Source organism: Planococcus maritimus (genome assembly GCF_001592825.1).
Taxonomy (GTDB): domain Bacteria; phylum Bacillota; class Bacilli; order Bacillales_A; family Planococcaceae; genus Planococcus; species Planococcus maritimus_C.
Genome location: NZ_LTZG01000001.1, coordinates 47,568 through 67,865, shown reverse-complemented (window position 1 = coordinate 67,865; position 20,298 = coordinate 47,568). Strand labels below are relative to the sequence as shown.

The 20,298-nt window shown below is 46.7% G+C and carries 26 protein-coding genes; 9 read left to right on the top strand and 17 right to left on the bottom strand.

Annotation, left to right across the window (positions count from 1 at the left end; genetic code table 11):
* Nucleotides 1–82 precede the first annotated feature (82 nt).
* Complete coding sequence (locus AY633_RS00370; RefSeq protein ID WP_068487828.1) at nt 83–496, bottom strand: CoA-binding protein; 414 nt, start codon at nt 494–496, stop codon at nt 83–85.
* Between the two features lie 129 nt (nt 497–625).
* Here AY633_RS00370 and plsY point away from each other — a divergent pair, with 129 nt between their 5' ends.
* The gene (plsY, locus tag AY633_RS00365) at nt 626–1,216 is read left to right on the top strand and encodes a glycerol-3-phosphate 1-O-acyltransferase PlsY (RefSeq protein ID WP_068485527.1); all 591 of its coding nucleotides are present in this window, start codon (nt 626–628) and stop codon (nt 1,214–1,216) included.
* A gap of 21 nt (nt 1,217–1,237) precedes the next feature.
* Complete coding sequence (locus tag AY633_RS00360; protein WP_068485525.1) at nt 1,238–1,534, top strand: HesB/YadR/YfhF family protein; 297 nt, start codon at nt 1,238–1,240, stop codon at nt 1,532–1,534.
* Nucleotides 1,535–1,568: 34 nt separating this feature from the next.
* Here the strand turns inward: AY633_RS00360 and AY633_RS00355 are convergent, their stop codons facing one another.
* From AY633_RS00355 to AY633_RS00340, 4 genes are all read right to left on the bottom strand, one after another.
* Nucleotides 1,569–1,880, bottom strand: a complete 312-nt coding sequence (locus tag AY633_RS00355; protein WP_068485523.1) for a hypothetical protein — start codon at nt 1,878–1,880, stop codon at nt 1,569–1,571.
* Nucleotides 1,855–2,304, bottom strand: coding sequence for an acyl-CoA thioesterase (locus tag AY633_RS00350; protein ID WP_068485522.1), 450 nt, complete (start codon nt 2,302–2,304; stop codon nt 1,855–1,857). The genes AY633_RS00355 and AY633_RS00350 overlap by 26 nt, the downstream gene beginning before the upstream one ends.
* A gap of 183 nt (nt 2,305–2,487) precedes the next feature.
* Entirely contained in the window at nt 2,488–5,202 is a 2,715-nt protein-coding gene (acnA, locus tag AY633_RS00345; protein WP_068485520.1) for an aconitate hydratase AcnA, read from the bottom strand.
* A 130-nt stretch (nt 5,203–5,332) separates the two neighbouring features.
* Complete coding sequence (locus AY633_RS00340; protein ID WP_068485518.1) at nt 5,333–5,836, bottom strand: DinB family protein; 504 nt, start codon at nt 5,834–5,836, stop codon at nt 5,333–5,335.
* 253 nt (nt 5,837–6,089) lie between these two features.
* On the opposite strand from AY633_RS00340, the gene AY633_RS00335 reads away from it, so the two are divergent.
* The 3 genes from AY633_RS00335 to AY633_RS00325 all read left to right on the top strand — a co-directional run bounded on the left by AY633_RS00335 (nt 6,090) and on the right by AY633_RS00325 (nt 8,174).
* Nucleotides 6,090–6,959, top strand: a complete 870-nt coding sequence (locus AY633_RS00335) for a site-specific integrase (protein WP_068485516.1) — start codon at nt 6,090–6,092, stop codon at nt 6,957–6,959.
* Nucleotides 6,960–7,275: 316 nt separating this feature from the next.
* Nucleotides 7,276–7,818 (top strand): cysteine hydrolase family protein, encoded by a 543-nt coding sequence (locus tag AY633_RS00330; RefSeq protein WP_068485514.1) that lies wholly within the window; start codon nt 7,276–7,278, stop codon nt 7,816–7,818.
* 92 nt (nt 7,819–7,910) lie between these two features.
* Nucleotides 7,911–8,174, top strand: a complete 264-nt coding sequence (locus tag AY633_RS00325; RefSeq protein ID WP_068485511.1) for a GlsB/YeaQ/YmgE family stress response membrane protein — start codon at nt 7,911–7,913, stop codon at nt 8,172–8,174.
* A gap of 35 nt (nt 8,175–8,209) precedes the next feature.
* On the opposite strand, the gene AY633_RS00320 is transcribed toward AY633_RS00325, so the two are convergent.
* The gene (locus AY633_RS00320) at nt 8,210–8,857 is read right to left on the bottom strand and encodes a lytic transglycosylase domain-containing protein (RefSeq protein WP_068485509.1); all 648 of its coding nucleotides are present in this window, start codon (nt 8,855–8,857) and stop codon (nt 8,210–8,212) included.
* A 151-nt stretch (nt 8,858–9,008) separates the two neighbouring features.
* Here AY633_RS00320 and mscL point away from each other — a divergent pair, with 151 nt between their 5' ends.
* Nucleotides 9,009–9,398, top strand: coding sequence for a large conductance mechanosensitive channel protein MscL (mscL, locus tag AY633_RS00315; protein WP_068485507.1), 390 nt, complete (start codon nt 9,009–9,011; stop codon nt 9,396–9,398).
* A gap of 40 nt (nt 9,399–9,438) precedes the next feature.
* Here mscL and AY633_RS00310 read toward each other — a convergent pair whose 3' ends face one another.
* The 4 genes from AY633_RS00310 to AY633_RS00300 all read right to left on the bottom strand — a co-directional run bounded on the left by AY633_RS00310 (nt 9,439) and on the right by AY633_RS00300 (nt 10,739).
* Nucleotides 9,439–9,999 carry an SCO family protein gene (locus AY633_RS00310; RefSeq protein ID WP_068487827.1) on the bottom strand — a complete coding sequence of 187 codons (561 nt, stop codon included), beginning with the start codon at nt 9,997–9,999 and terminating at the stop codon, nt 9,439–9,441.
* 98 nt (nt 10,000–10,097) lie between these two features.
* On the bottom strand, nt 10,098–10,226 hold the full coding sequence (locus tag AY633_RS16305) for a YvrJ family protein (RefSeq protein ID WP_082799150.1): 129 nt from the start codon (nt 10,224–10,226) through the stop codon (nt 10,098–10,100).
* Between the two features lie 60 nt (nt 10,227–10,286).
* Nucleotides 10,287–10,502 (bottom strand): DUF2922 domain-containing protein, encoded by a 216-nt coding sequence (locus tag AY633_RS00305; RefSeq protein WP_068485505.1) that lies wholly within the window; start codon nt 10,500–10,502, stop codon nt 10,287–10,289.
* Nucleotides 10,503–10,520: 18 nt separating this feature from the next.
* Nucleotides 10,521–10,739, bottom strand: coding sequence for a DUF1659 domain-containing protein (locus AY633_RS00300; RefSeq protein WP_068485503.1), 219 nt, complete (start codon nt 10,737–10,739; stop codon nt 10,521–10,523).
* A 118-nt stretch (nt 10,740–10,857) separates the two neighbouring features.
* Between AY633_RS00300 and AY633_RS00295 the strand changes: the two genes are divergently transcribed.
* Entirely contained in the window at nt 10,858–11,292 is a 435-nt protein-coding gene (locus AY633_RS00295) for a DUF2621 family protein (RefSeq protein WP_068462326.1), read from the top strand.
* Nucleotides 11,293–11,313: 21 nt separating this feature from the next.
* On the opposite strand, the gene AY633_RS00290 is transcribed toward AY633_RS00295, so the two are convergent.
* The 7 genes from AY633_RS00290 to AY633_RS00260 all read right to left on the bottom strand — a co-directional run bounded on the left by AY633_RS00290 (nt 11,314) and on the right by AY633_RS00260 (nt 17,561).
* Nucleotides 11,314–11,820, bottom strand: a complete 507-nt coding sequence (locus AY633_RS00290; RefSeq protein ID WP_068485499.1) for a CcdC family protein — start codon at nt 11,818–11,820, stop codon at nt 11,314–11,316.
* Entirely contained in the window at nt 11,813–12,136 is a 324-nt protein-coding gene (locus AY633_RS00285; protein WP_068485497.1) for a thioredoxin family protein, read from the bottom strand. The genes AY633_RS00290 and AY633_RS00285 overlap by 8 nt, the downstream gene beginning before the upstream one ends.
* Before the next feature lie 15 nt (nt 12,137–12,151).
* Complete coding sequence (locus AY633_RS00280) at nt 12,152–12,862, bottom strand: cytochrome c biogenesis CcdA family protein (RefSeq protein ID WP_068485495.1); 711 nt, start codon at nt 12,860–12,862, stop codon at nt 12,152–12,154.
* Nucleotides 12,863–13,091: 229 nt separating this feature from the next.
* Entirely contained in the window at nt 13,092–14,465 is a 1,374-nt protein-coding gene (gene argH / locus AY633_RS00275; protein WP_068485493.1) for an argininosuccinate lyase, read from the bottom strand.
* Nucleotides 14,462–15,694, bottom strand: coding sequence for an argininosuccinate synthase (locus AY633_RS00270; protein ID WP_068485491.1), 1,233 nt, complete (start codon nt 15,692–15,694; stop codon nt 14,462–14,464). The genes argH and AY633_RS00270 overlap by 4 nt, the downstream gene beginning before the upstream one ends.
* Nucleotides 15,695–15,920: 226 nt before the next feature.
* Complete coding sequence (locus AY633_RS00265) at nt 15,921–16,523, bottom strand: DUF3221 domain-containing protein (RefSeq protein ID WP_068485488.1); 603 nt, start codon at nt 16,521–16,523, stop codon at nt 15,921–15,923.
* Nucleotides 16,524–16,610: 87 nt separating this feature from the next.
* A complete protein-coding gene (locus AY633_RS00260) occupies nt 16,611–17,561 on the bottom strand; it encodes an MBL fold metallo-hydrolase (protein ID WP_068485486.1) in 951 nt (316 codons plus the stop codon).
* A gap of 371 nt (nt 17,562–17,932) precedes the next feature.
* Here AY633_RS00260 and proC point away from each other — a divergent pair, with 371 nt between their 5' ends.
* Together proC and namA are read left to right on the top strand one after the other, a co-directional pair.
* Complete coding sequence (proC, locus tag AY633_RS00255) at nt 17,933–18,736, top strand: pyrroline-5-carboxylate reductase (RefSeq protein WP_082799149.1); 804 nt, start codon at nt 17,933–17,935, stop codon at nt 18,734–18,736.
* Between the two features lie 142 nt (nt 18,737–18,878).
* Nucleotides 18,879–19,895 (top strand): NADPH dehydrogenase NamA, encoded by a 1,017-nt coding sequence (namA, locus tag AY633_RS00250; protein WP_068485484.1) that lies wholly within the window; start codon nt 18,879–18,881, stop codon nt 19,893–19,895.
* Nucleotides 19,896–20,298 lie beyond the last annotated feature (403 nt).

The window sequence follows — 20,298 nt, the reverse complement described above, 5'->3', positions numbered from 1 at the left end:
TCTTCTTTTAATCGTATGCCATACGAGGCGTTCCTGTCAATGTTCATAGAAAAAGAGCGCTAGGCGCCCTTCGTGAAAACTGCTATTTCAGGATGGCATGTTCGACTTTAATGCAACGGTCCATAATGACGGTGTAGCCGCCAGCTTGGAGGCGATCGAAGACCTCTTCGTCGACAACGTTCAGTTGCGTCCAGAACACCGGTGCCTTCATTTTGAGAAAATCTTTGGCAATGGCCGGCAAAAATTCACTGCGGCGGAATACATTGACGATGTCGACCGGTTCCGGAATGTCTGCAAGCGTCGCATAGCTCTTCTCCCCGAGCACTTCATCTGCCATTGGATTGACCGGGATGATGCGGTAGCCTGCGTCTTGCATCGCTTTGGATACCATATAAGAAGTTCTCATCGGATTCGGACTCAAGCCGACAACGGCAATGGTCTTAGCGTTGTCGAGTACTTCTTTGATTTCTGTGCGTTCTGGGTTTTTCAAGAAAATCACCTGTCCTTTTAGTCTATCATACATGAAAGCCGGCCGTTTGTTGAATAATCCGTCATCTATTGTTTCTGTCTCTTCGGTCATGGTAAACTATAGAAAAGAAAACAGTGTACGTCAAAGGAGTCAATCATGAACATTTTGCTTCCGGTAATCATCGCTTATTTACTTGGATCCATTCCCTCAGCATTATGGATCGGAAAATTATTTTACAACACGGACATTCGAACCAAAGGAAGCGGCAATTTGGGGGCGACCAATACGTTTCGCGTGCTTGGCCCTAAAGCCGGATTTGTCGTCACCATTATGGACATTTTAAAAGGCACAGCCGCAACATTATTGCCACTCGTGCTCACCACCGATGTTCACCCTCTCATACTCGGGGTGATCGCCGTTATCGGGCATATGTTTCCGGTGTTTGCGCGCTTTAAAGGCGGCAAAGCCGTGGCTACTTCCGGCGGGATCTTGCTTGGCTATCAATGGCCCTTGTTTTTACTTGCTGTCGCCGTCTTATTGATTGCGTTGAAGATCACGAAAATGGTATCGTTGTCTTCTATCATTTTGGCGCTTGTGTCAGTCGTCTATACGATCATTTACACGCTCAATACCGGTGATTACTTGTTTTTCGCCGTGATTTTAACACTCGCCACTTTTATCATATACCGGCATCGCGCGAATATCGCACGAATCCGCGCAGGTACCGAACCCAAGATCAAGTGGTAGGACCCGAAAGGACGTGTTTGCATGGAGATCCATTTGAGCAAAGATGCACGAGATTGGTTCCATAACGAAATGGAAGTTGAGGCCGGTGAAGCGGTGCGCTTTTTCGTCCGCTACGGAGGCGCTGGCTTGCAGCCGGGCTTCTCGCTCGGTGTCACAAAAGACAGTCCGTACGAAGCGGTAACTCGACTCGAAGAAGATCAAGTGCTTTATTTCATCGAAGAAGCCGATCAATGGTATTTCGATGAACACGACCTGCATGTCACCGTAGATGATACATTAGGTGAATTGAGTTATTCATACGAAACAAAAGAAGCATGACGCCAAATCGCGTCATGCTTCTTTTTTATTCATTTTATTCATTTGAGGATTTGGTCAATCGAGTCAATTGGTCCAAATGCCCTTCTGCCTTCAGGATTTCGGCTTGTCTATCACCGAATAAATCGAAATGCGGGTAGTCATTTCGTAAATCCATCCATTCACGTCTCAATCCGTAGCGACTGCCCCAATCAGCGAGTTTGTCGATGTCACTGCAGCCAACTTTCGTTACCGTGTTGCAGCCAGGGAACCGGTGGTCTAGCCAGTAATGGGTCAAAAACGAAATCTGGCCATTTTGCACATTCTGTTTCCAGCGCTCCAATTCAGGTCGTCGGATTCCAAATGCCATTGTCTGCCCCCTTCACCACTTCTTTGTATTTGGCATCCCACTCAGGCGCCACTTTGGCCAGCGGAACGGGACGGAAAGTGTCTTTTTTCACTACGACATGCTCGGAGGTCGCTTTTGCGGCGAGTGTGCCATCTTCGTGGAGCACTTCGTAGCCGTAGGTGGTCCGCAAGCGGCCGTGAGACTCTATCCAGGTTTTAACACGTGCTTTTTGCCCGTAGCGCAGCGCTGCTTTGTATTGGATGGAGATATCCGTCACCGGGGACAAGAACCCTTGCGATTCCATGCCGGCATACGTAAATCCGAGATCCTCGATCAATTGTGTGCGCCCGAGCTCGAGCCAGATCAAGTAATTGGCGTGATAGACGACGCCCATCTGGTCGGTCTCCGCGTAGCGGATTTCAATTTCTTTTTCGCTTATGTACATTTTCTTCACCTCTCTACTAGTATACAGGACATGCCTTCGGTTCAAAAAGCACAAGGCCCTGAGCCCAAACCAACTCGCTTTGAAATGGCTCTTGTCTAGTTGCTTACACTAGAAGGAAAATCGCTTGTCTGTAACCTGTCTCTGCCCAACAAAAAAAGGCCGCCCGAGGGCAGCCTTTTTATTTTATGCTTCTAGCAATTTGTTGCGGAGTACCATTTGCAGGATACCGCCATGACGGAAGTAGTCGACTTCCACTTCAGAATCGAAGCGTGCGAGGACTTTGAATTCCGTTACTTTGCCATCTTCAGCAGTAGCTGTAGCTGTCAAGACGTCGCGAGGTTTCACGTCGTCGGACAAGTTAACGCTGATGGTTTCGTGGCCTGTCAGACCAAGAGAATCTGCGCTTTCGCCATTGACGAATTGAAGCGGCAAGACGCCCATCATGACAAGGTTCGAACGGTGGATACGCTCATAGCTTTCTGCGATAACTGTTTTGACACCTAGAAGGAATGTCCCTTTAGCAGCCCAGTCACGAGAAGAGCCCATGCCGTAGTCTTTGCCGGCTAGAACCACCAGGCCAGTGCCTTGCTCTTGATACTTCATGCATGCATCAAAGATTGGCATTACTTCGCCAGTCGGCCAGAATGTCGTGAAGCCGCCAGTTGTGCCTGGTGCGACTTGGTTACGGATGCGGATGTTCGCAAACGTACCGCGCATCATAACTTCGTGGTTACCGCGACGAGAGCCGTAAGAGTTGAAGTTACGCGGCTCGACGCCATGCTCACGCAAGTACAAGCCAGCTGGCGTATCTTTGCCGATCGCGCCTGCAGGTGAAATGTGGTCCGTCGTGATGGAATCAGCGAATTTCGCCATGACACGAAGGCCAGAAAGCGGCTGAATCGGTGCCGGCTCTTTCGACATGCCTGTGAAGAACGGCGGGTTTTGAATGTACGTTGAGTTGTCATCGAAGGCATACAATGAATCATCATTTGTTTCGATGGCATTCCATTCTGCGTTTTCAGTGAAGACATGTTCGTATTCTTTGCGGAACAACTCAGGCGTTACTGTAGAGTGGACAACGTCTTTCACTTCTTCAGTAGAAGGCCAGATATCTTTAAAGAATACATCGTTGCCGTCTTGGTCTTGTCCGATTGGATCCACTTCAAAGTCGATGTCCACTGTACCAGCAAGTGCATACGCCACAACAAGCATTGGGGATGCCAAGTAGTTTGCTTTTACTAATGGGTGGATACGTCCTTCAAAGTTACGGTTACCGGACAACACAGAAGAAACGAGCAAGTCGTTTTCAACGATTGCTTCTTCGATTTCAGGAAGAAGTGGGCCGGAGTTACCGATACATGTCGTACAGCCGTAACCAACCAAGTTAAAGCCGATTTGGTTCATGTAGTCAAGCAAACCAGAATCGCTCAAATAGCCTGTAACGACTTTCGAACCTGGTGCCAGTGAAGTTTTCACGTATGCCGGCGGCGTCAAGCCTTTTTCGACTGCTTTTTTCGCAACGAGTCCAGCGCCAAGCATAACGTACGGGTTGGACGTGTTTGTGCAAGATGTAATCGCAGCAATCGCCAAAGCACCTGTTTTCATTTCAGCTGTTTTGCCATCGTTAAATTTCACCGTTGCGGTTTTGTTGATTTCTTCTTGGTCCAACGCAAAACCGTGTGGGCCTTCTGGGCCTGTGACAGCTGTGTTGAATTCTTTTTTCATTTGAGACAATGGAATCAAATCTTGCGGACGTTTTGGACCGGACAAGTTCGGTTCGATTGTCGTCAAGTCGATTTCGACAAGGTCCGTGTAAATCGGATCTTCGTTGTCGACCGTGAAGAACATATCGTTTGCTTTTAAGTATTCTTTTGTCACGGCAATTTGCTCTTCTGTACGGGCTGTCAAGCGCATGTAAGTCAACGCTTCTTCGTCTACTGGGAAGAATCCGCAAGTAGCGCCGTATTCAGGTGCCATGTTGGCAATCGTCGCACGGTCTGCAAGCGGCAATGTCGTAACGCCAGGACCGAAGAACTCGACAAATTTGCCGACTACGCCTTTTTTACGCAAAGTTTCTGTAACTTTGAGTGCCAAATCTGTCGCGGTTGCGCCGTTTGGCAATTCGCCAGTCATTTTCACGCCGATAACTTCAGGAATCGGGAAGTAAGAAGGCTGTCCAAGCATGCCTGCTTCCGCTTCGATTCCGCCAACGCCCCATCCTAGTACGCCGATTCCATTGATCATCGTTGTATGGGAATCTGTACCGACCAGTGTATCTGGGAAGGCTTCGAATGTGCCATCTTCGTTTTCGATCGCATGGACAACATTTGCCAAATACTCAAGGTTTACTTGGTGAACGATCCCTGTTGCTGGTGGAACTGCACGATAGTTATCGTACGCTTTTTGAGCCCAGTTAAGGAACTGGTAACGCTCTGCATTGCGTTCGAATTCAAATTCCATATTCGCGCGCAGTGCATCTTCAGTACCGTAACGGTCAACTTGTACCGAGTGGTCAATAACCAAATCAACCGGGATTTCTGGGTTGATCTTGTCTGGGTCTCCGCCCATTTCAGACATTGCTGAACGAAGCGCTGCCAAGTCGACAACGACCGGTACACCGGTGAAGTCTTGAAGGATGACACGGGAAGGTTTGAATGGAACTTCTGCTTCTTTGTTCGCATCTTTACCCCATTTTGCGAGTTCTTCTACATGTTCGTCATTGATGACATAGCCGTCGTGCTGGCGCAATACGGATTCCAATAGTACTTTTACAGAGTACGGAAGGCGAGATACTTTCGCGATCCCCGCTTCTTCGAGTGCAGCGAGACGATAATAATTATACGTCTTGCCGTTAAGCTCGAACGACGTGCGGCTGTTGTGCAAACTGCTCTTTGCCATAATCGTGTTCCTCCTTTAAATCTTCTGAAAAGGCGTGTTACCGCGTCTTTTCTCCTCTTCCATCATACCGAAACAATGTGCATAAGTAAATTACATTAAAATTATACATTCTGATAAGTTTTTCTAATGACTAATTCTTTTTCTCATCGATTTTGCTTAAGGTCTCTTCTAATTGAGCTAAGTGGCGTTTCTCGTGATAACCGACAAATGGAAACCATTGAACTAGCGGCACATCGCCGAAAACAGGATGAGGCATGGAGTTCTTCTGAAGCGTTTCCTGATCTGTTCGCGCATAAACTTCGTATAGGCGGTTTCTCGACTCATTTAATTTCTCTTTCATTTCAGCTAAAGTGATAAATGTTTCTTCAGGCACCGTGTGATCTGGCGCTTCAACTTTCACTTTGCGGTTGACCGATAGTTGAATCGGTTTCTTTATTGCTTTTTTCTGTTGATTTTTCTCTACGGTTTTAGCTACGCCAGCTGTTATGGTCTGCTCCATCTTATAGAGATGGTCCAAAATCTGCATAGCTGACCATTCATCAGCCGACGGTTTCTCGTTTAGTTCCTTGTCACTGAATGGTTCAACACTTTTCAAAATCGTGTGGCGTATTCTTGCGTTTTCTTCAGTTTGCAATTATTGCACCTCATTTCTACTTCCCATTATCTTTCTTTATACCCGCTTTGTCGATGATCATTCGTTTTTGCTGCCTTTTCAGTTAGTTTGGGGGCTGTTTTTTTCTTTTTCTTTAATATCCTTAAGTAGTTTGATACTTATGAATGAATAAATCCTCGCTTCAGTCATTTCTCGCTAAAACAAGGGAAAGTACGTTCTATTCTGCCTAAAAACTGGTATAATGAATAAAACCTAGTTAGAGAGGTGAATGTCCATGCCATATGGTTATGAAAAATACAGACTGGATAACGGCATTAGCCCGAATACAGTTGTCCATGAAGTCCAATTGATCCGTGCCCTGTTTGCTTTTTTGCGTAAAACCTATAAAAAATCGGTCGAGCCTCATGAAATTCGCCCTTCCGATATTCAGCAATTTCTATTGGAGCAAAAAGAAGCCGGCATCAAAGACAGCACCTTGAACCGCAAACTGATTTTTATCCGCCTCTGGTTCGATTACATGTGGCAAATCGGCAAGATCCCAAATGATTTTATGCCGAAGTTCAAATTGAACCATAAACTTGACTTAAAGCCTCACGACATCGAAGTTGATTATGGGCATCTGTTGGAAAAGAAACCAGATGTTTTGAAATCTATCAAATTGCCACTTAACGCTAAGCTATTGTATGTCTTTTACTTGAGAGGCTTGCGGCTTCGCGATATGGTGACGATCGATATCGATAATTTTATAAACGATGAAGATGGTCTCCACCTGGACGTCGAAAAGAAAGATGGCTACCATTGCACATTGCATTTTGACTCGTTAGAAGAAGCGGTGATGGAAAAAGGGATCGAACGGGCAAAAGCACGTGGCACTTCCTTCCTGCTGTCATCTAAAGTAAAAGACGAGTTTACCCATTTTCAAATGGGTTCTTTGTCCGACTACACCGAAGCTTTGTCAGAATTTGTCGGTGCGCCCATACGTTCCGGCGATATCCGATTTGCCTACGTCCACCACCTGTATTCGGTTGACCATAAGAATTTGGAAGAAATTCAGGAGATTCTCGGTGTTTCACTCGATTCAGCATCTCGTATGCTGAAAGATTCCCTTGTGCGCATGAAACGGCAAGCCCATCCGCCAATATAAAAACACACCCGATTCTAGCAATCGGGTGTGTTTTTATGTTCGATTTGAACTTGTGAAGGTTTTTTACACGAGAAAGCCGAAATCAAATGCAAAGCTGAAAATAACGAGTGTGTGGATGACTGTAAACCATACACCTTGTCTATTGAGTTTTTCCAAGTTTTCATATTTCATCAAACACACCCCTTTGCTGTTTTGTTTATTATAATAAGTTTTCAGAAAATTGGCAAGTTATTAATACTGCATATGTATTGAGCGTTTCCCCCATTAGCATATTGTGAAAACGGGTATACTAATAGAAAATTGGAGGCGATATAAGATGAACAAAGCATTACTAGTAGTTGATTACACAGTCGATTTTGTTGCACAGGACGGTGCTTTGACTTGCGGAGCACCCGGGCAGGAAATTGAGGAAGCGATCTGTGCGTTGACAGAACAATTTCTCGAAACCGGTGATTTCGTGGTCTTGCCCGTGGATCTCCACGAATCAGATGATCCTTATCATCCGGAGACGAAATTGTTTCCCCCACACAACATCAAAGGGACTGCCGGACGCAAATTATACGGACGTCTCCAAGCTATATATGATCGCCATCAAGAAGACATCGTCTGGATGGACAAAACCCGCTATAGTGCCTTCGCAGGGACGCGGCTCGAATTATTGCTTCGCGAGCGTAGTATTGAAGAAGTGCATATCGTAGGCGTCTGCACAGATATTTGCGTACTTCATACAGCTATCGATGCTTATAACAAAGGTTTTGAAATTGTCATCCATGAACAAGCCGTCGCAAGTTTCGACGATGCCGGCCACCGCTATGCCATGAGGCACTTTGAAACTATTCTAGGCGCACGAATAAAATAATTTTGCAGTTCTATGTTTTAAAAGTCCTATTTATGGTTATACCTAGAGTGTAGCATTTATAACAATAAAACATTTTGAAGGAGCTGGAAAGAATGGGATTCATTTTATATCTAATCGTAGGCGGTATCATTGGTTGGCTAGCCGGCCTGATCCTCGGGAAAGACATTCCTGGCGGCATCATCGGTAACATCATTGCAGGTATCATCGGTGCATGGTTAGGCGGCATGCTTTTAGGAGACATGGGACCATCCATCGCGGACGTAGCAATTATTCCGGCATTGATTGGTGCATTGATCTTTGTCTTCGTTCTTAGCTTGATCCTCGGATCAATGAACAAAGGACGCAAACGCGCATAATCAAAAAAAGAGTGGACTCCGGTCCACTCTTTTTTTTATGAATTATTGTATTGTTCTTCAAAGCGTCCGTAATAATGAAGAATGTCTTCCACGTATTCATCACTATGGTTGTAACGGTAAATTGCTTGTTCTAAGTCGCCTTCCGCTGCCCCGTTTTGCGCCAGGTAATTAGCAGCGCTGTAGAGTGCATCTGCCAAATCGTAAGGGTCCGCTACCCCGTCGCCGTTCGCATCAACGCCGTAGCCACCATATTTTGCAATAACTTGCGGGTTGGTTTTGTCCGCTTCCGGGATTTTTCCTTGCCCTTGCCCCGAACACGTCGGATGGCTCCAGCCGACAAATGTGCAAGGCATGAACTGCATATGCCCTTCCGCTCCGACCGGCGATAACAAGGGGTCCATCGTCGAAAATTTTGTTTCGATGCGGTGATGGGCCGCGAGTAAGGTCCACGGAATGTCGTAGCGTTCGGCTGCTTCCTGATAAAGCGCGATGTTTTCTTCTGGAAATGGGACTTCAAACATTTGGTCTTGCCCTTTTTGCACCGTTTCCTTGACGGTATCGCCGTAAGAGGAATATGCCATTACAGCGAGGAGCGTAAACGCGACAATCGCTGCCGGAATCAAAGCCACGACGAAAAGAAACTTTAAAGCAAGCGAAGGTTTTTTTCGTTTTTTCTGTTTCATATGTTCACACCTATAGTTTCTTTTGCCTCAGTTTACCACAGCACCTCCTTTATTACCTGTTTATCGCAAGGGACAAACGCAAGTTTGAAGCAGGAGAAGTAAAAGCAAGCGAGAATTATGTATAATCGGGAATCGGAAGGAGGAATAATTTATGTGGGAAGATTTTAAGAAATTTGCTTTAAAAGGCAATGTGCTGGATTTGGCAATAGCGGTAGTCATTGGTGCCGCATTCGGTAAAATTGTCACTTCGCTTGTTGAAGACATCATCATGCCTGGGGTCGGAATCTTGCTCGGTGGATTCAGTGTCGAGGATTTGACTTATACCTTTAATGGTGCAGAACTTCGCTATGGCGCATTCGCGCAATCCGTCATCGACTTTTTCATTATCGCCTTTTCTATTTTTATGGTGATTCGTTTATTTACGCGCATGAAACGCGAAAAAGATGTGCCGGCGGAAGAAGAACCGCAAGTACTCGACAAAAAAGAAGAATTATTGGTCGAGATCCGCGATCTTTTGTCAAAAGAAAAAACCGGCCAATGACCGGTCTCCTCTCAAGCTGCCGAACTCGTTCGGCAGCTTTTTATTGGTTTAACTGCGACAGTTCTTGCATATCCTTGATGATTTCTTCAGTCGGGACTTGCTCAAAGCCGTCGTAATTTCCGACGACTTCCCCTTTTTGGTCTACCAAGTAAAAAGAAGTACCGTGGATAACCTGGTCACTATTCGGGTCGTTCTTAACCAAGGATTTGAAATTTTCCGTCGCGAACTCTGCAATTTCATCTTGCGAATAGCCCGTCAGCAAATGCCATTTGCTTTCGTCAGAAATCGGATAATGCGACAAGTATTCCTGCATTTTCTCTGGCGTATCTTCATTCGGGTCTACACTGAACGCGACGATTTTATAATCGCTCAGTCCATTCGACTCCAAATCCTTCTGCAAATCAGCCATATTGAAAGTCATCGGCGGACATACCGTCTCACAGTTCGTAAAAACAAATGTTGCGAGCCACGGTGTCCCTTCCAAATCCTCATTGCTCAGTTGCTCACCTCGATGATCGGTGTAATGAAACTCTTCCACCGTTTCAGCGCCACATGCAGCTAAAAGCAGCAGCATACACAGTAGCGCCATCCATTTCCACATCATAGTATTGCCCCCACTCTCATAACTGCCTATATCATAGCTGAACAAACGCTTCAAAACAATCCGGGTTGTCGCTTCAGAAATCACAACTTTGTGAATTACGGCGCTTTCATGGTAATGAGCGCGTCGTGAATAGCCACAAGTTTGCCTTCCACGCGGTGCATCAGGTAAAACGAAACGAATATCGGAAACCCTAGCTCTTGTATCCATTGCATCCACTCTTGCATCGAAGCGCCTCCTTTCTTTGTAAAAAAAGCCCTCCCGCATTTGCGGGAAGGCCCTGTATATTAAACTTCGTATTCGACGATGTTGCGTTCAACAACACGTGCGCCTTTGACAAGCGCAAATGGCGAGCCGCCGACTGCAAAAATATTCTGGTCGACGATTGACTGCATGCCCGTAGCGATTTCTTGTGCCGTCAAGTTTTCGCGTGGTTCATCGACCGTCAAAGTGACGGCTTTGTTTGCGGCTGTTTCAAAAATCAATTCCAATGTTTTTGCCATCTGTAGACTCCCCCCTCATTATTGGTAAATGCTCGAACCGGAGATTTTCTCCAGTTCCATAAGCGGTTTTGTGCCGAATGCTTCCAACACTTGCGCTGCCTGGAAAATCCCATCAGCAGTGGCCGCTTCTGCCACGTTCGGATACGCCTTTACTTTACGCTTCAAACGTCCTTGCTCATCAAGCCCGTTGTCAAACGTCAAGCGCATGCTGGCGTTCTTAAAATCACTGAATGCCATATTGCTCACCCCCTTTCATTCGCTATATAGACATAAACGTGAAAAAAGGATACATTTCAGGTGAATTTTTTTTCGCTGGCTTCTATAATGGTAGAGAGAATGATTGAGGTGAGACAAAGTGGAATTAGCAGGCTGGTTTTTATGGTTCATATTATTTTGGGTCGTGGTGTTGGTCGGGCTGTTTGCGATCGGCGGCTATTTTATGTTCCGGAAATTCTTGAAATCGATGCCGAAAAAAGACGGCTTGTCCGATCTGAACTGGGAAGAATATTATGTAGAGAAAACGATTCATCTATGGGGCGCTAAAGAAAAAGAACTGCTCAATGAACTCGTGCAGCCGGTGCCGGATCTGTTCCGCCCGGTAGCGAAACAAAAGATTGCAGGGCGCATTGGCGAAATCTTGCTTGAGGAAAAAGCCAAAAAGATGGAAATGCAACACATCATCCGCGGCTATATCCAAGCAACGCCAAAGCGTGACCATAAATTTTTGCGCAAAAAAATGGGGGAACTCGAAATCGATCTTACTCCCTACGAACAATACTTTGATCAATGACTACACGAAAAACGCTGTCCCCTATTCGGGAACAGCGTTTTTTTGTTGTGCGATCGATTGATATTTGCGCAGCATCGCGAGGCGCCATGGCACCAGCATACCAAAAGCGAGCAGCCAAAACATGCCGCCTAGTTCCCCGACATCAATCGAGGAACTCAGAATAACTTTCGCCAGCAACCGCACGAGCAATAACCCAAGCAAAATGAAAACAAATGCTTTTGAGCGCTTTAAATAGATTTCCCCATCCCGCACCTCAAAATTCGATGTGCGGATCAAGATGATCGAAAACAAAATACCGACCAATAGCGCTTCAGCAATTTGCAGTGGCGCTACACGGAAAAACGGGAAAATGAACATCAATGCGCCGGTCGACATGAACAGAGGCGGCAAGATGATTTTCTTGACCGATGCCGGCTTTTTTGCCGATTTTGACCGGACAATGATTGCGAGCGTACCCATGATGAGTGCGCCGATCGTGGTCACCGCTAGAAACACGGCAGGCGGGATGCTATTGAATAATTCATCCATCCAGTTCTGCCTCCAATTCGCCGAGACGGCTCTTCAGCTCATCCATGCGTACAAAGCGGGCGAAACGCAATTGTTCTTTGCCGTGCTTGAATAACAGGACTACTGGCGCTGTAAACAACGTCAACTGTCCAGAAAGTTCGGGCACGCGCGCAGCATTTACCAAATAGAATGGGATCGAGGCATTTGGCTCCAATTCTTCCACTTGCGGCTTCAGCCCTTCGCACACCGAACAATGGTCAGTTTTAACGAACAGCAGAAACGATTCGCGGCTTGCTATTTTTTGTTGGAATTGATCCATTGAAGAAATGGTTTCCATCTCATCACCTACTTTTTATAATCCTTGGAAGTCTCCGAAAATCGGGCTCAAAATGCGAATAATGTATGTCATGCCATCAAAGAATAGCAAAACCCCTACGGCAATCATGATGAATCCGCCGACTTTCATGATGGTATTGTGGTGTTTACGCAACCAGCCAAGGCGAGTGACGAAAAACGATAAAACGAAAAACGGAATCGCAAAGCCGAGTACGTAAGCAAGCATATACCAGATGCCTGATCCCGGATTGGTCGCAGCAAGCGCATAAATCGCCGCTGTGATCGGGCCGGTACAAGGGGTCCAGCCAGCCGCAAAGGCCAGGCCGATGACAAAAGTCCCTAAAAATCCGGACGGTCGGTTCTTAAATGAAAACTTACGGTCTTGCATCAAGAATTTTGGCGTAAAGACCCCCACTATCATTAGTCCAAAAATGACAATGAACAAAGCGCCTACTTGACGAATCAATTCGTCATAACGCACGAACCATTCATAAAAGAATGATGTGCTGAAACCTAAGGCGATGAAGATTGTGGAAAAGCCCAGGAGGAAAAACAGGGTATGGAACATTCCACGCCGTTGCATTACTTTCCGGTCGTTTTTAATCTCATCCATGGTCATGCCTGTAATATAGGATAAAAAAGCTGGATACAAAGGCAATGTACATGGCGAGATGAAACTTAAAAATCCGGCACCGAAAGCCAATAATAAATTAATATCGGTTGCCATTCAAACACGCTCCTCTCTTACGAATTCTATCTTATCAGAGATGGTGCGTAAAAACTGTCAAATAGCCTGTGAAATCTTTATGGACATTTCGATGAACTTCATACTTTTCTTATTCCACCGATAAAGACATGCAAAGAAAAACCGGCTCTCTTTAGGGGGAAGAGAGCCGGGTACTGATGCTTGCTCGCTGTACCAAACAAAGCAAGCACAACTATAAATGGACTATCGCTCACCCGATGAGTTTCTTGGCTAGTCCCAATTGATGATGAACTTGATCAAATCCTGTCCCGCCGAGTGAATTGCGGCGTTTAACCGCCGTCTCGGGAAGCAAGGTTTCATAGATATCGTCTTCAATGAGCGGGCTGGCTGCCTGGAGATCCTCGAGCGGTAAGTCTTTTAAATAATAGCCTCGCTGGATGCACGTGAACACCAATTTACCTGTCACATCGTGTGCTTCGCGGAACGGCATGCCTTTTGCCGCCAAGTAATCGGCCAGTTCGGTGGCATTTGAAAAGTCGGAGTTAACCGCTTTTTCCATCGACGCGGTATTGACGTTCATCGTCCGGATCATGCCTTCAAAGATCGGCAATGAGCCCATTAACGTATGGACTGTGTCAAACATGCCTTCTTTGTCTTCTTGCATATCTTTATTATAGGCAAGCGGCAAGCCTTTCAAAGTCGTCAACAAGCCAAATAGATTGCCATAGACGCGACCGGTCTTGCCACGGACAAGCTCCGCCATATCCGGGTTTTTCTTTTGCGGCATGATGCTCGAGCCAGTCGAAAAAGTGTCGTCAAGCTCGATAAAACGGAACTCTTCGCTCGACCAGAGAATGATTTCCTCGGCAAAGCGCGATAAGTGCATCATAAGCATCGATGAATTGCTGAGAAATTCCAGGATAAAGTCGCGATCGCTGACAGCATCCAGGCTGTTTTGGTAAACGCCTGAGAAACCGAGCAGCTCAGCGGACAGTTCGCGGTCAATCGGGAAACTCGTGCCAGACATCGCTCCAGCTCCTAAAGGCGAAACGTCAATGCGCTTCAAGGATTCCTGCATGCGTTCTTTATCACGTTGCAGCATCCAGAAATACGTCATCAAATGATGGCCAAATGAAATCGGCTGCGCGCGCTGAAGATGGGTATACCCCGGCACGACCGTTTCTACATGCGCTTCCGCCTGTTCGACGATTGCCGACTGAAAACCTTCGATCAACTCGATGATTTCCGTTACACGGTTTTTCAAATAAAGATGCATATCGGTTGCGACCTGGTCGTTGCGGCTTCTGCCGGTATGCAGTTTGCCGCCGACAGGGCCGATTTCATCGATCAATAGTTTTTCTAAGTTCAAGTGGATGTCTTCGTTCGATACGCTGTACTCGAGTCCGCCTTCCTGCGCTTTTTGCTGAAGGGTCTGGAGTCCCGATAAGATCAGGTCAGCGTCTTGTGCCGGAAGAATCTTGCAGGCAGCTAGCATCTGTACGTGCGCCATGCTGCCCTGAAGATCCTCGAGCACTATTTTCTGGTCAAAGGAAATAGAAGCCCCGAACTCATCGACCCACTGTTCAGCTGTCTTTTGGAAACGACCGCCCCACAGTTTGGTCATAGCTGTACCTCCTCTTTAACTTGTGCTGTAATGGCCACTTCTTTCTTGTTGATTTTCGAATTGACGACAGTCGGCAAGCCCCATAGCTCGATGAATCCGACCGCAGATTCGTGGTTGAACGTATCATCTGTCGAGTAAGTCGCGAGTTCTTCGCTGTATAGGGAGTTTGGTGACTTACGCCCTTCTGTGATGGCATGGCCCTTGAACAGTTTGACACGGACTGTGCCGTTGACGAACTCCTGCGTTTCTTTTAAGAACGCTTCAAGTGCGACACGTAGAGGTGAGAACCATAGTCCCTCGTAAATCAATTCTGTCATTTTCTTCTCGATGACCGGTTTGAAATGAGCCATTTCCTTCACTAAAGTAATGTCTTCAAGCTCTTTATGCGCGGCGATCAAAGTCATCGCTGCCGGAGCTTCATAGATTTCACGTGATTTGATGCCGACCAGTCTGTTTTCGACGTGGTCAATTCTGCCAACGCCATGTTTTCCGGCAATATGGTTTAGTTCAAAAATCAAATCCGTCAATTTATAGTCAATGCCGTTTAATTTTGTCGGTACGCCTTTAACGAATTCAATTTCCACGATATCCGGTGTATCCGGCGTATCCTCGAGTGCGTTAGTAATATCATATGCATCCGCTGGCGGAGTCGCCCATGGATCTTCTAAAATGCCGCATTCGTTGGCACGGCCCCACAAGTTCATATCGATAGAGAATGGCGAATCCAAATTGACGGGAACCGGCACATCATGCTGTTTGGCATAAGCGATCTCCTCGTCACGTGACCATCCCCACTGGCGAACTGGCGCGACCACTTCTAAATCGGGATTCAGAGATTTGATGGATACTTCAAAACGGACTTGGTCGTTGCCTTTTCCTGTGCAACCGTGAGCAACAGCCGTCGCGCCGCTTTCCACTGCGATTTCCACCAACTTCTTGGAAATTAACGGACGTGAAAGAGCTGAGACGAGCGGGTATTTGCCTTCGTATAAAGTATGTGCTTGAAGTGAAATGAGTGCATAGTCTTCGGCAAATTCGTCTCTAGCATCGATCATATAGCTTTCGACCGCTCCGACCTGCAGCGCTTTTTTCTTGATAAATTCTAAATCTTTTCCTTCTCCGATATCGAGACACACAGCGACAACGTCGTAGCCTTGTGATTTCAGCCACGGAATGGCCACCGATGTATCTAGTCCACCTGAGTATGCGAGTACGATTTTTTTGTTCATATAATATGACCTCCTGTATTTTTATGCGTTATATGCGATGAATATACACATAATATCACGGCTTTTTTAATAACGCAAGGAAAGTCGCGTATAAATTTTCATTTTTTTAAGGTAATATGCAAAAAAAGCCGCATTTCTTCTATAAGAAAGAAAACATGCCGCGCATAAAAAAACCGGACAGCGCATGGCCATCCGGGTAAGACATTCCTATGGATTGCCGTTTGGCTTACTCCTCGGCATCCTCTGTTTCGTCAGTTTCTTCTTCGTTTTCTTCATTACTTAATGTGTATTCCAATGTATTCATATCGATGCGCACTTCCGTCAGCTCACCGGTTTCCATTTTACTGAATAAAAAGCCGATCTCTTCGCCGCGCACGAGTGGCTGCCCCAGTATAATAAGGTCGGACAATTGCTCTTCATTGATGAAAGCTTGCAATGCGTCTGTCTGGCGCTTGGACTCCTCGTCTTGCAAGATGGTGATCTTGTCCGCTTCGCCTTGCATCGGGTATGATTCTGCTAGCGGTCCTGTATAATCCGTTTTGACTTTCATGCCAGTACGCAAATCGCTAATAACGGCTTCTGTCGTTTCGCCGCCTTCAGCAAACTGAACTTCCACATCTTCTGGCACCGAGAAGTAAATGCTATTAATGAGGATTCGGCCATTTCCGATTTGCGTAATGAAACCTTCCTCTGTCATTCCCTCTTGTTCTACTGCAATTTCAGGTTCTTCTTCAGTACCTGCCGACTCAGCGGGTTCTTTCGTCGCTTCATCATCTGAGCACCCTGCCAATAGCAGAAATCCTGCAAGAAACAAACTAGCTTTTTTCACGTTATCCCAATCCTTTACGCTTAGATTCTTGTTGCAACTCTTAATTTTCAGTTTACCTGCTGGAGCCTATGCTTGCAACTTTGTTCCTTAGGCCTGCCGGTAGACAAAAATGCCTTCATCGTTCATACGTTCTTCAATTAAACCGTCTTCTAACAAGTAATCGACTTGGCCGATTGTTTCAGAAAGCGTCAAGCCGAGTTCTTTTTCATAAGCATGCGGAAACAGCTGTTGCGTCAGTTCATATACCGATTGTTCGCTCGTACGGTCTAGCATATCGAGCACTTTCATCGCCCGCAAATGCTGTTTCTCCAGACGCGTCGATACGAGTTCATGGACATTGCGCACCTCTTCCCCGTGCCCGCTGTAGATGACGTCAATTGGCATCTTCAATAGCCGGCTGAGCGAAGCATTGTATTGCAGCAAAGATTTCGGGCGTCCTTCTTCCGGATTGTAAGGCGGTTCAATGAGCGGGTTCGACGATACTTTGGCAATCACATGATCGCCCCCGATCATCGTGCGCTCTTCTGGATTCCAAAATGACAGATGGCTTTGGGCATGCCCCAGAGTCTCCAAAACATGCCAATCAGGATGTCCTGGAAGCGTATCCCCTTCGTTGATGGCCATATCAAGCGGGCGGTTTCCCAATAAATTGAGCGGGCGCTTCATCTTTTTCACCCAAAACATTAAATCGCCCGGCACGCCTTCCTCTTTCAATCGCTCTTGATAAAACGCATCATGATAGTCGAAAAAAGCTTCGTCGCGGCGCAGCCACAGATCATTATACGGATGGCCATAAAGTTTGGCGGCGTCGAAGCCATCGACCCATCCTGCATGATCCGGATGATGATGCGTCAGGACCACCTGTTCGATGTCTTCGGGAGTCACGTTTGCCGCTTTTAGCCCGGCTTTCAGCGCTTCCCAGGCTTCTGGTGTTTTCGGGCCAGCATCAATCAAAGTCAACACGTCGCCTTTTAATAAATATGAATTGACATCCCCGACCGCAAATGGCGTCGGGATGATGATTTTGATCGGTTCCATCATTCCCACTCCCTTAAAATGAATGTCTATTCACTTATCATACCTTGAATGGCGGGCGGCGTCACGCTGCCGAGCCAATTTGACAAATAAAATTTCATTACTTATAATTTAATAACATATGTAAGCGTAGATGAAGATTAGTACGGAAGGTGATGGGTACAAGAGAGTGCCGCCAACGCTGAAACGCCGCACCCCCGCTCCCTTCCTGAACCTGCTTCTGAGCTGCCGTGCAAACACGGCCGTCTGTCCGCGATAAGGATATCGAGTTGTGCAATGTGCAAACTTAGGTGGTACCGCGGAAACAAGCGTTTTCGTCCTTGGAATAACAGGGATGATTGCGCTTTTTATTTTGAGAAAAGGAAGTGGAAGGTATGAAAATTGTATGTGTAGGGGCCGGATCGATGGCCGAATCCATGATCCATGGGTGGATCAATAAGCGAATTATGAAACCAGAAGAAATCTCAGTCATGAACCGATCGGACCAGGACCGATTGGAATTTTTGCACGATGAATACGGCGTTAACATCGTGTGCGCTGAAAAAACCGAATTGAGAGATGCCGATTTCATTTTGCTTGCGATGAAACCGAAAGATGTCGAAGTGGCATTGAAAGGCATCCGCGAAAAATTGACCGGCGACACCGTCATCGTCTCCGTTGCAGCTGGGGTTTCCATCGAAACGATCCAAAAGCATGTTGGCGATTTCGCGGTTGCCCGTGCGATGCCGAATACATCAGCACAGATCGGAAAATCGGCTACAGGCGTCGCCTGGAGCAAATTTGTCACAAAAGAGCAGCAGCATTTACTGAGAAAGCTATTATCTTCGATCGGCGGCGTGACAGTCGTGGAAGAAGACCAATTGCACGCCGTGACCGGCATTGCAGGAAGCGGCCCAGCGTATCTCTATTATTTCGCGGAATCGATGGTACAGGCAGGAATCGACAACGGCTTGTCTTCTGCCGATGCGAAAAAACTCGTACGCCAAACCTTCGACGGTGCAGCGGAAATGCTTCAGCAAGAAGATTTTGGCGAATTGCGCAAACGTGTCACAAGCCCGAACGGCACCACAGCTGCAGGACTCCAAGCCCTTTACGATAACGACTTTAAGCGCATCGTCGGCGATTGTGTCACCTCTGCTGCTACCCGTTCCCGTGAACTCGGAAAAGAATTCGAATAAAAATTTATCAACCCCCATGAAAACGACTGTTTTCATGGGGGTTGTTTTTGGAATAGCAGCCAATGCGAGGCTTCCGAATCGAAGCTCGACAACTTTTCCGGTATACTAATTCCTTGTATAGAGACTGAAGGAGGAATTTTACGTGGCAAAACTTTTCGAAGAATTTGAGCTTAAGGGCGTCCATTTCAAGAACCGCATCGTTATGGCCCCGATGTGCATGTATCAAAGCGATAAAGAAGATGGCCATGTCACCGATTGGCACCGTGTCCATTATCCGACGCGCGCAGTTGGCGGTGTCGGGCTGATCATCACCGAAGCGACTGCGGTCCAGCCAATTGGACGCATTTCCTCGCGGGACCTTGGCATTTGGGATGATGCCCATATCGACGGGCAGGCAGAAATCGTCCGATTGATGAAAGCAAATGGTGCAAAAACAGGCATTCAGTTGGCTCATGCAGGGAGAAAAGCGACTGTTGACGGTGACATCCTGGCACCTAGCGCGATTGCTTTCAACGATCAATACAAAACACCGACAGCGATGACAACAGAAGAAATCGATGAAACCGTTCAAGCATTCCGGGATGGTGCGATTCGAGCCGAAAAAGCAGGATTTGATGTGATTGAAATTCACGCAGCCCACGGCTATTTGATCAACCAATTCCTGTCGCCTTTGACTAACAAGCGCACTGATGAGTACGGCGGCAGCAGCGAGAACCGTTACCGCTTGCTTCGCCGTGTCTTGGACGAAGTGAATGCGGTTTGGAGTGGCCCGTTGTTCGTGCGCATTTCAGCAGAAGATTATGCAGACGGGGGCATGAGCCCTGAACAATACATCGAAATGACCCAATGGATGAAGCAGCAGAACGTCGATTTGATCGATGTCAGTTCAGGGGCTGTCGTACCAGCTAAAATCCCGGTCTATCCTGGTTATCAGGTGAATTTTGCAGAAACGATTAAAAAGCAAACCCCGATTGCTACAGGAGCTGTCGGCTTGATCACCGAGCCGCGCCACGCAGAAGAAATTCTTCAAAATGGCCGTGCCGATTTCATCTTCCTGGCACGCGAATTGCTGCGTAACCCTTATTGGGCCTATACCGCCGCTACTGAGCTTGGAGCCGATATCGAAGCTCCTGTGCCTTATGAACGGGGTTGGATATGAGACAGTTGCAAAATAGCTGTAATTTAGTATACTTAAAGTAACAAAAAAACCGGATGCTGTGTGCACCCGGCCAGCTGCATGCCGCCTGTCGAGGGCGGTCGGCTGGACACTATAGGTTTACGAAATAACCGTCAGCCCACGCCAATGGGACGGTTATTTTTTTTTTGGAATGACCAGAATCAAGGATAAGACGAGCGTGAATGCACTAATCGTCAACCCGACACTCGTGAACACAAGCGAAAATGCTTCTGCCATGGTCATGCTACCACCCCCTTTCTATAGGGAATGGCCAAACCGCCCTCATGCAACTGTACCTTTATTTTACCACAAACAGAACATATGTTCTATCAATAACTGTGAAAATAATCAGTAAAAATAACCCAATTCCCCACAAATTTTCATA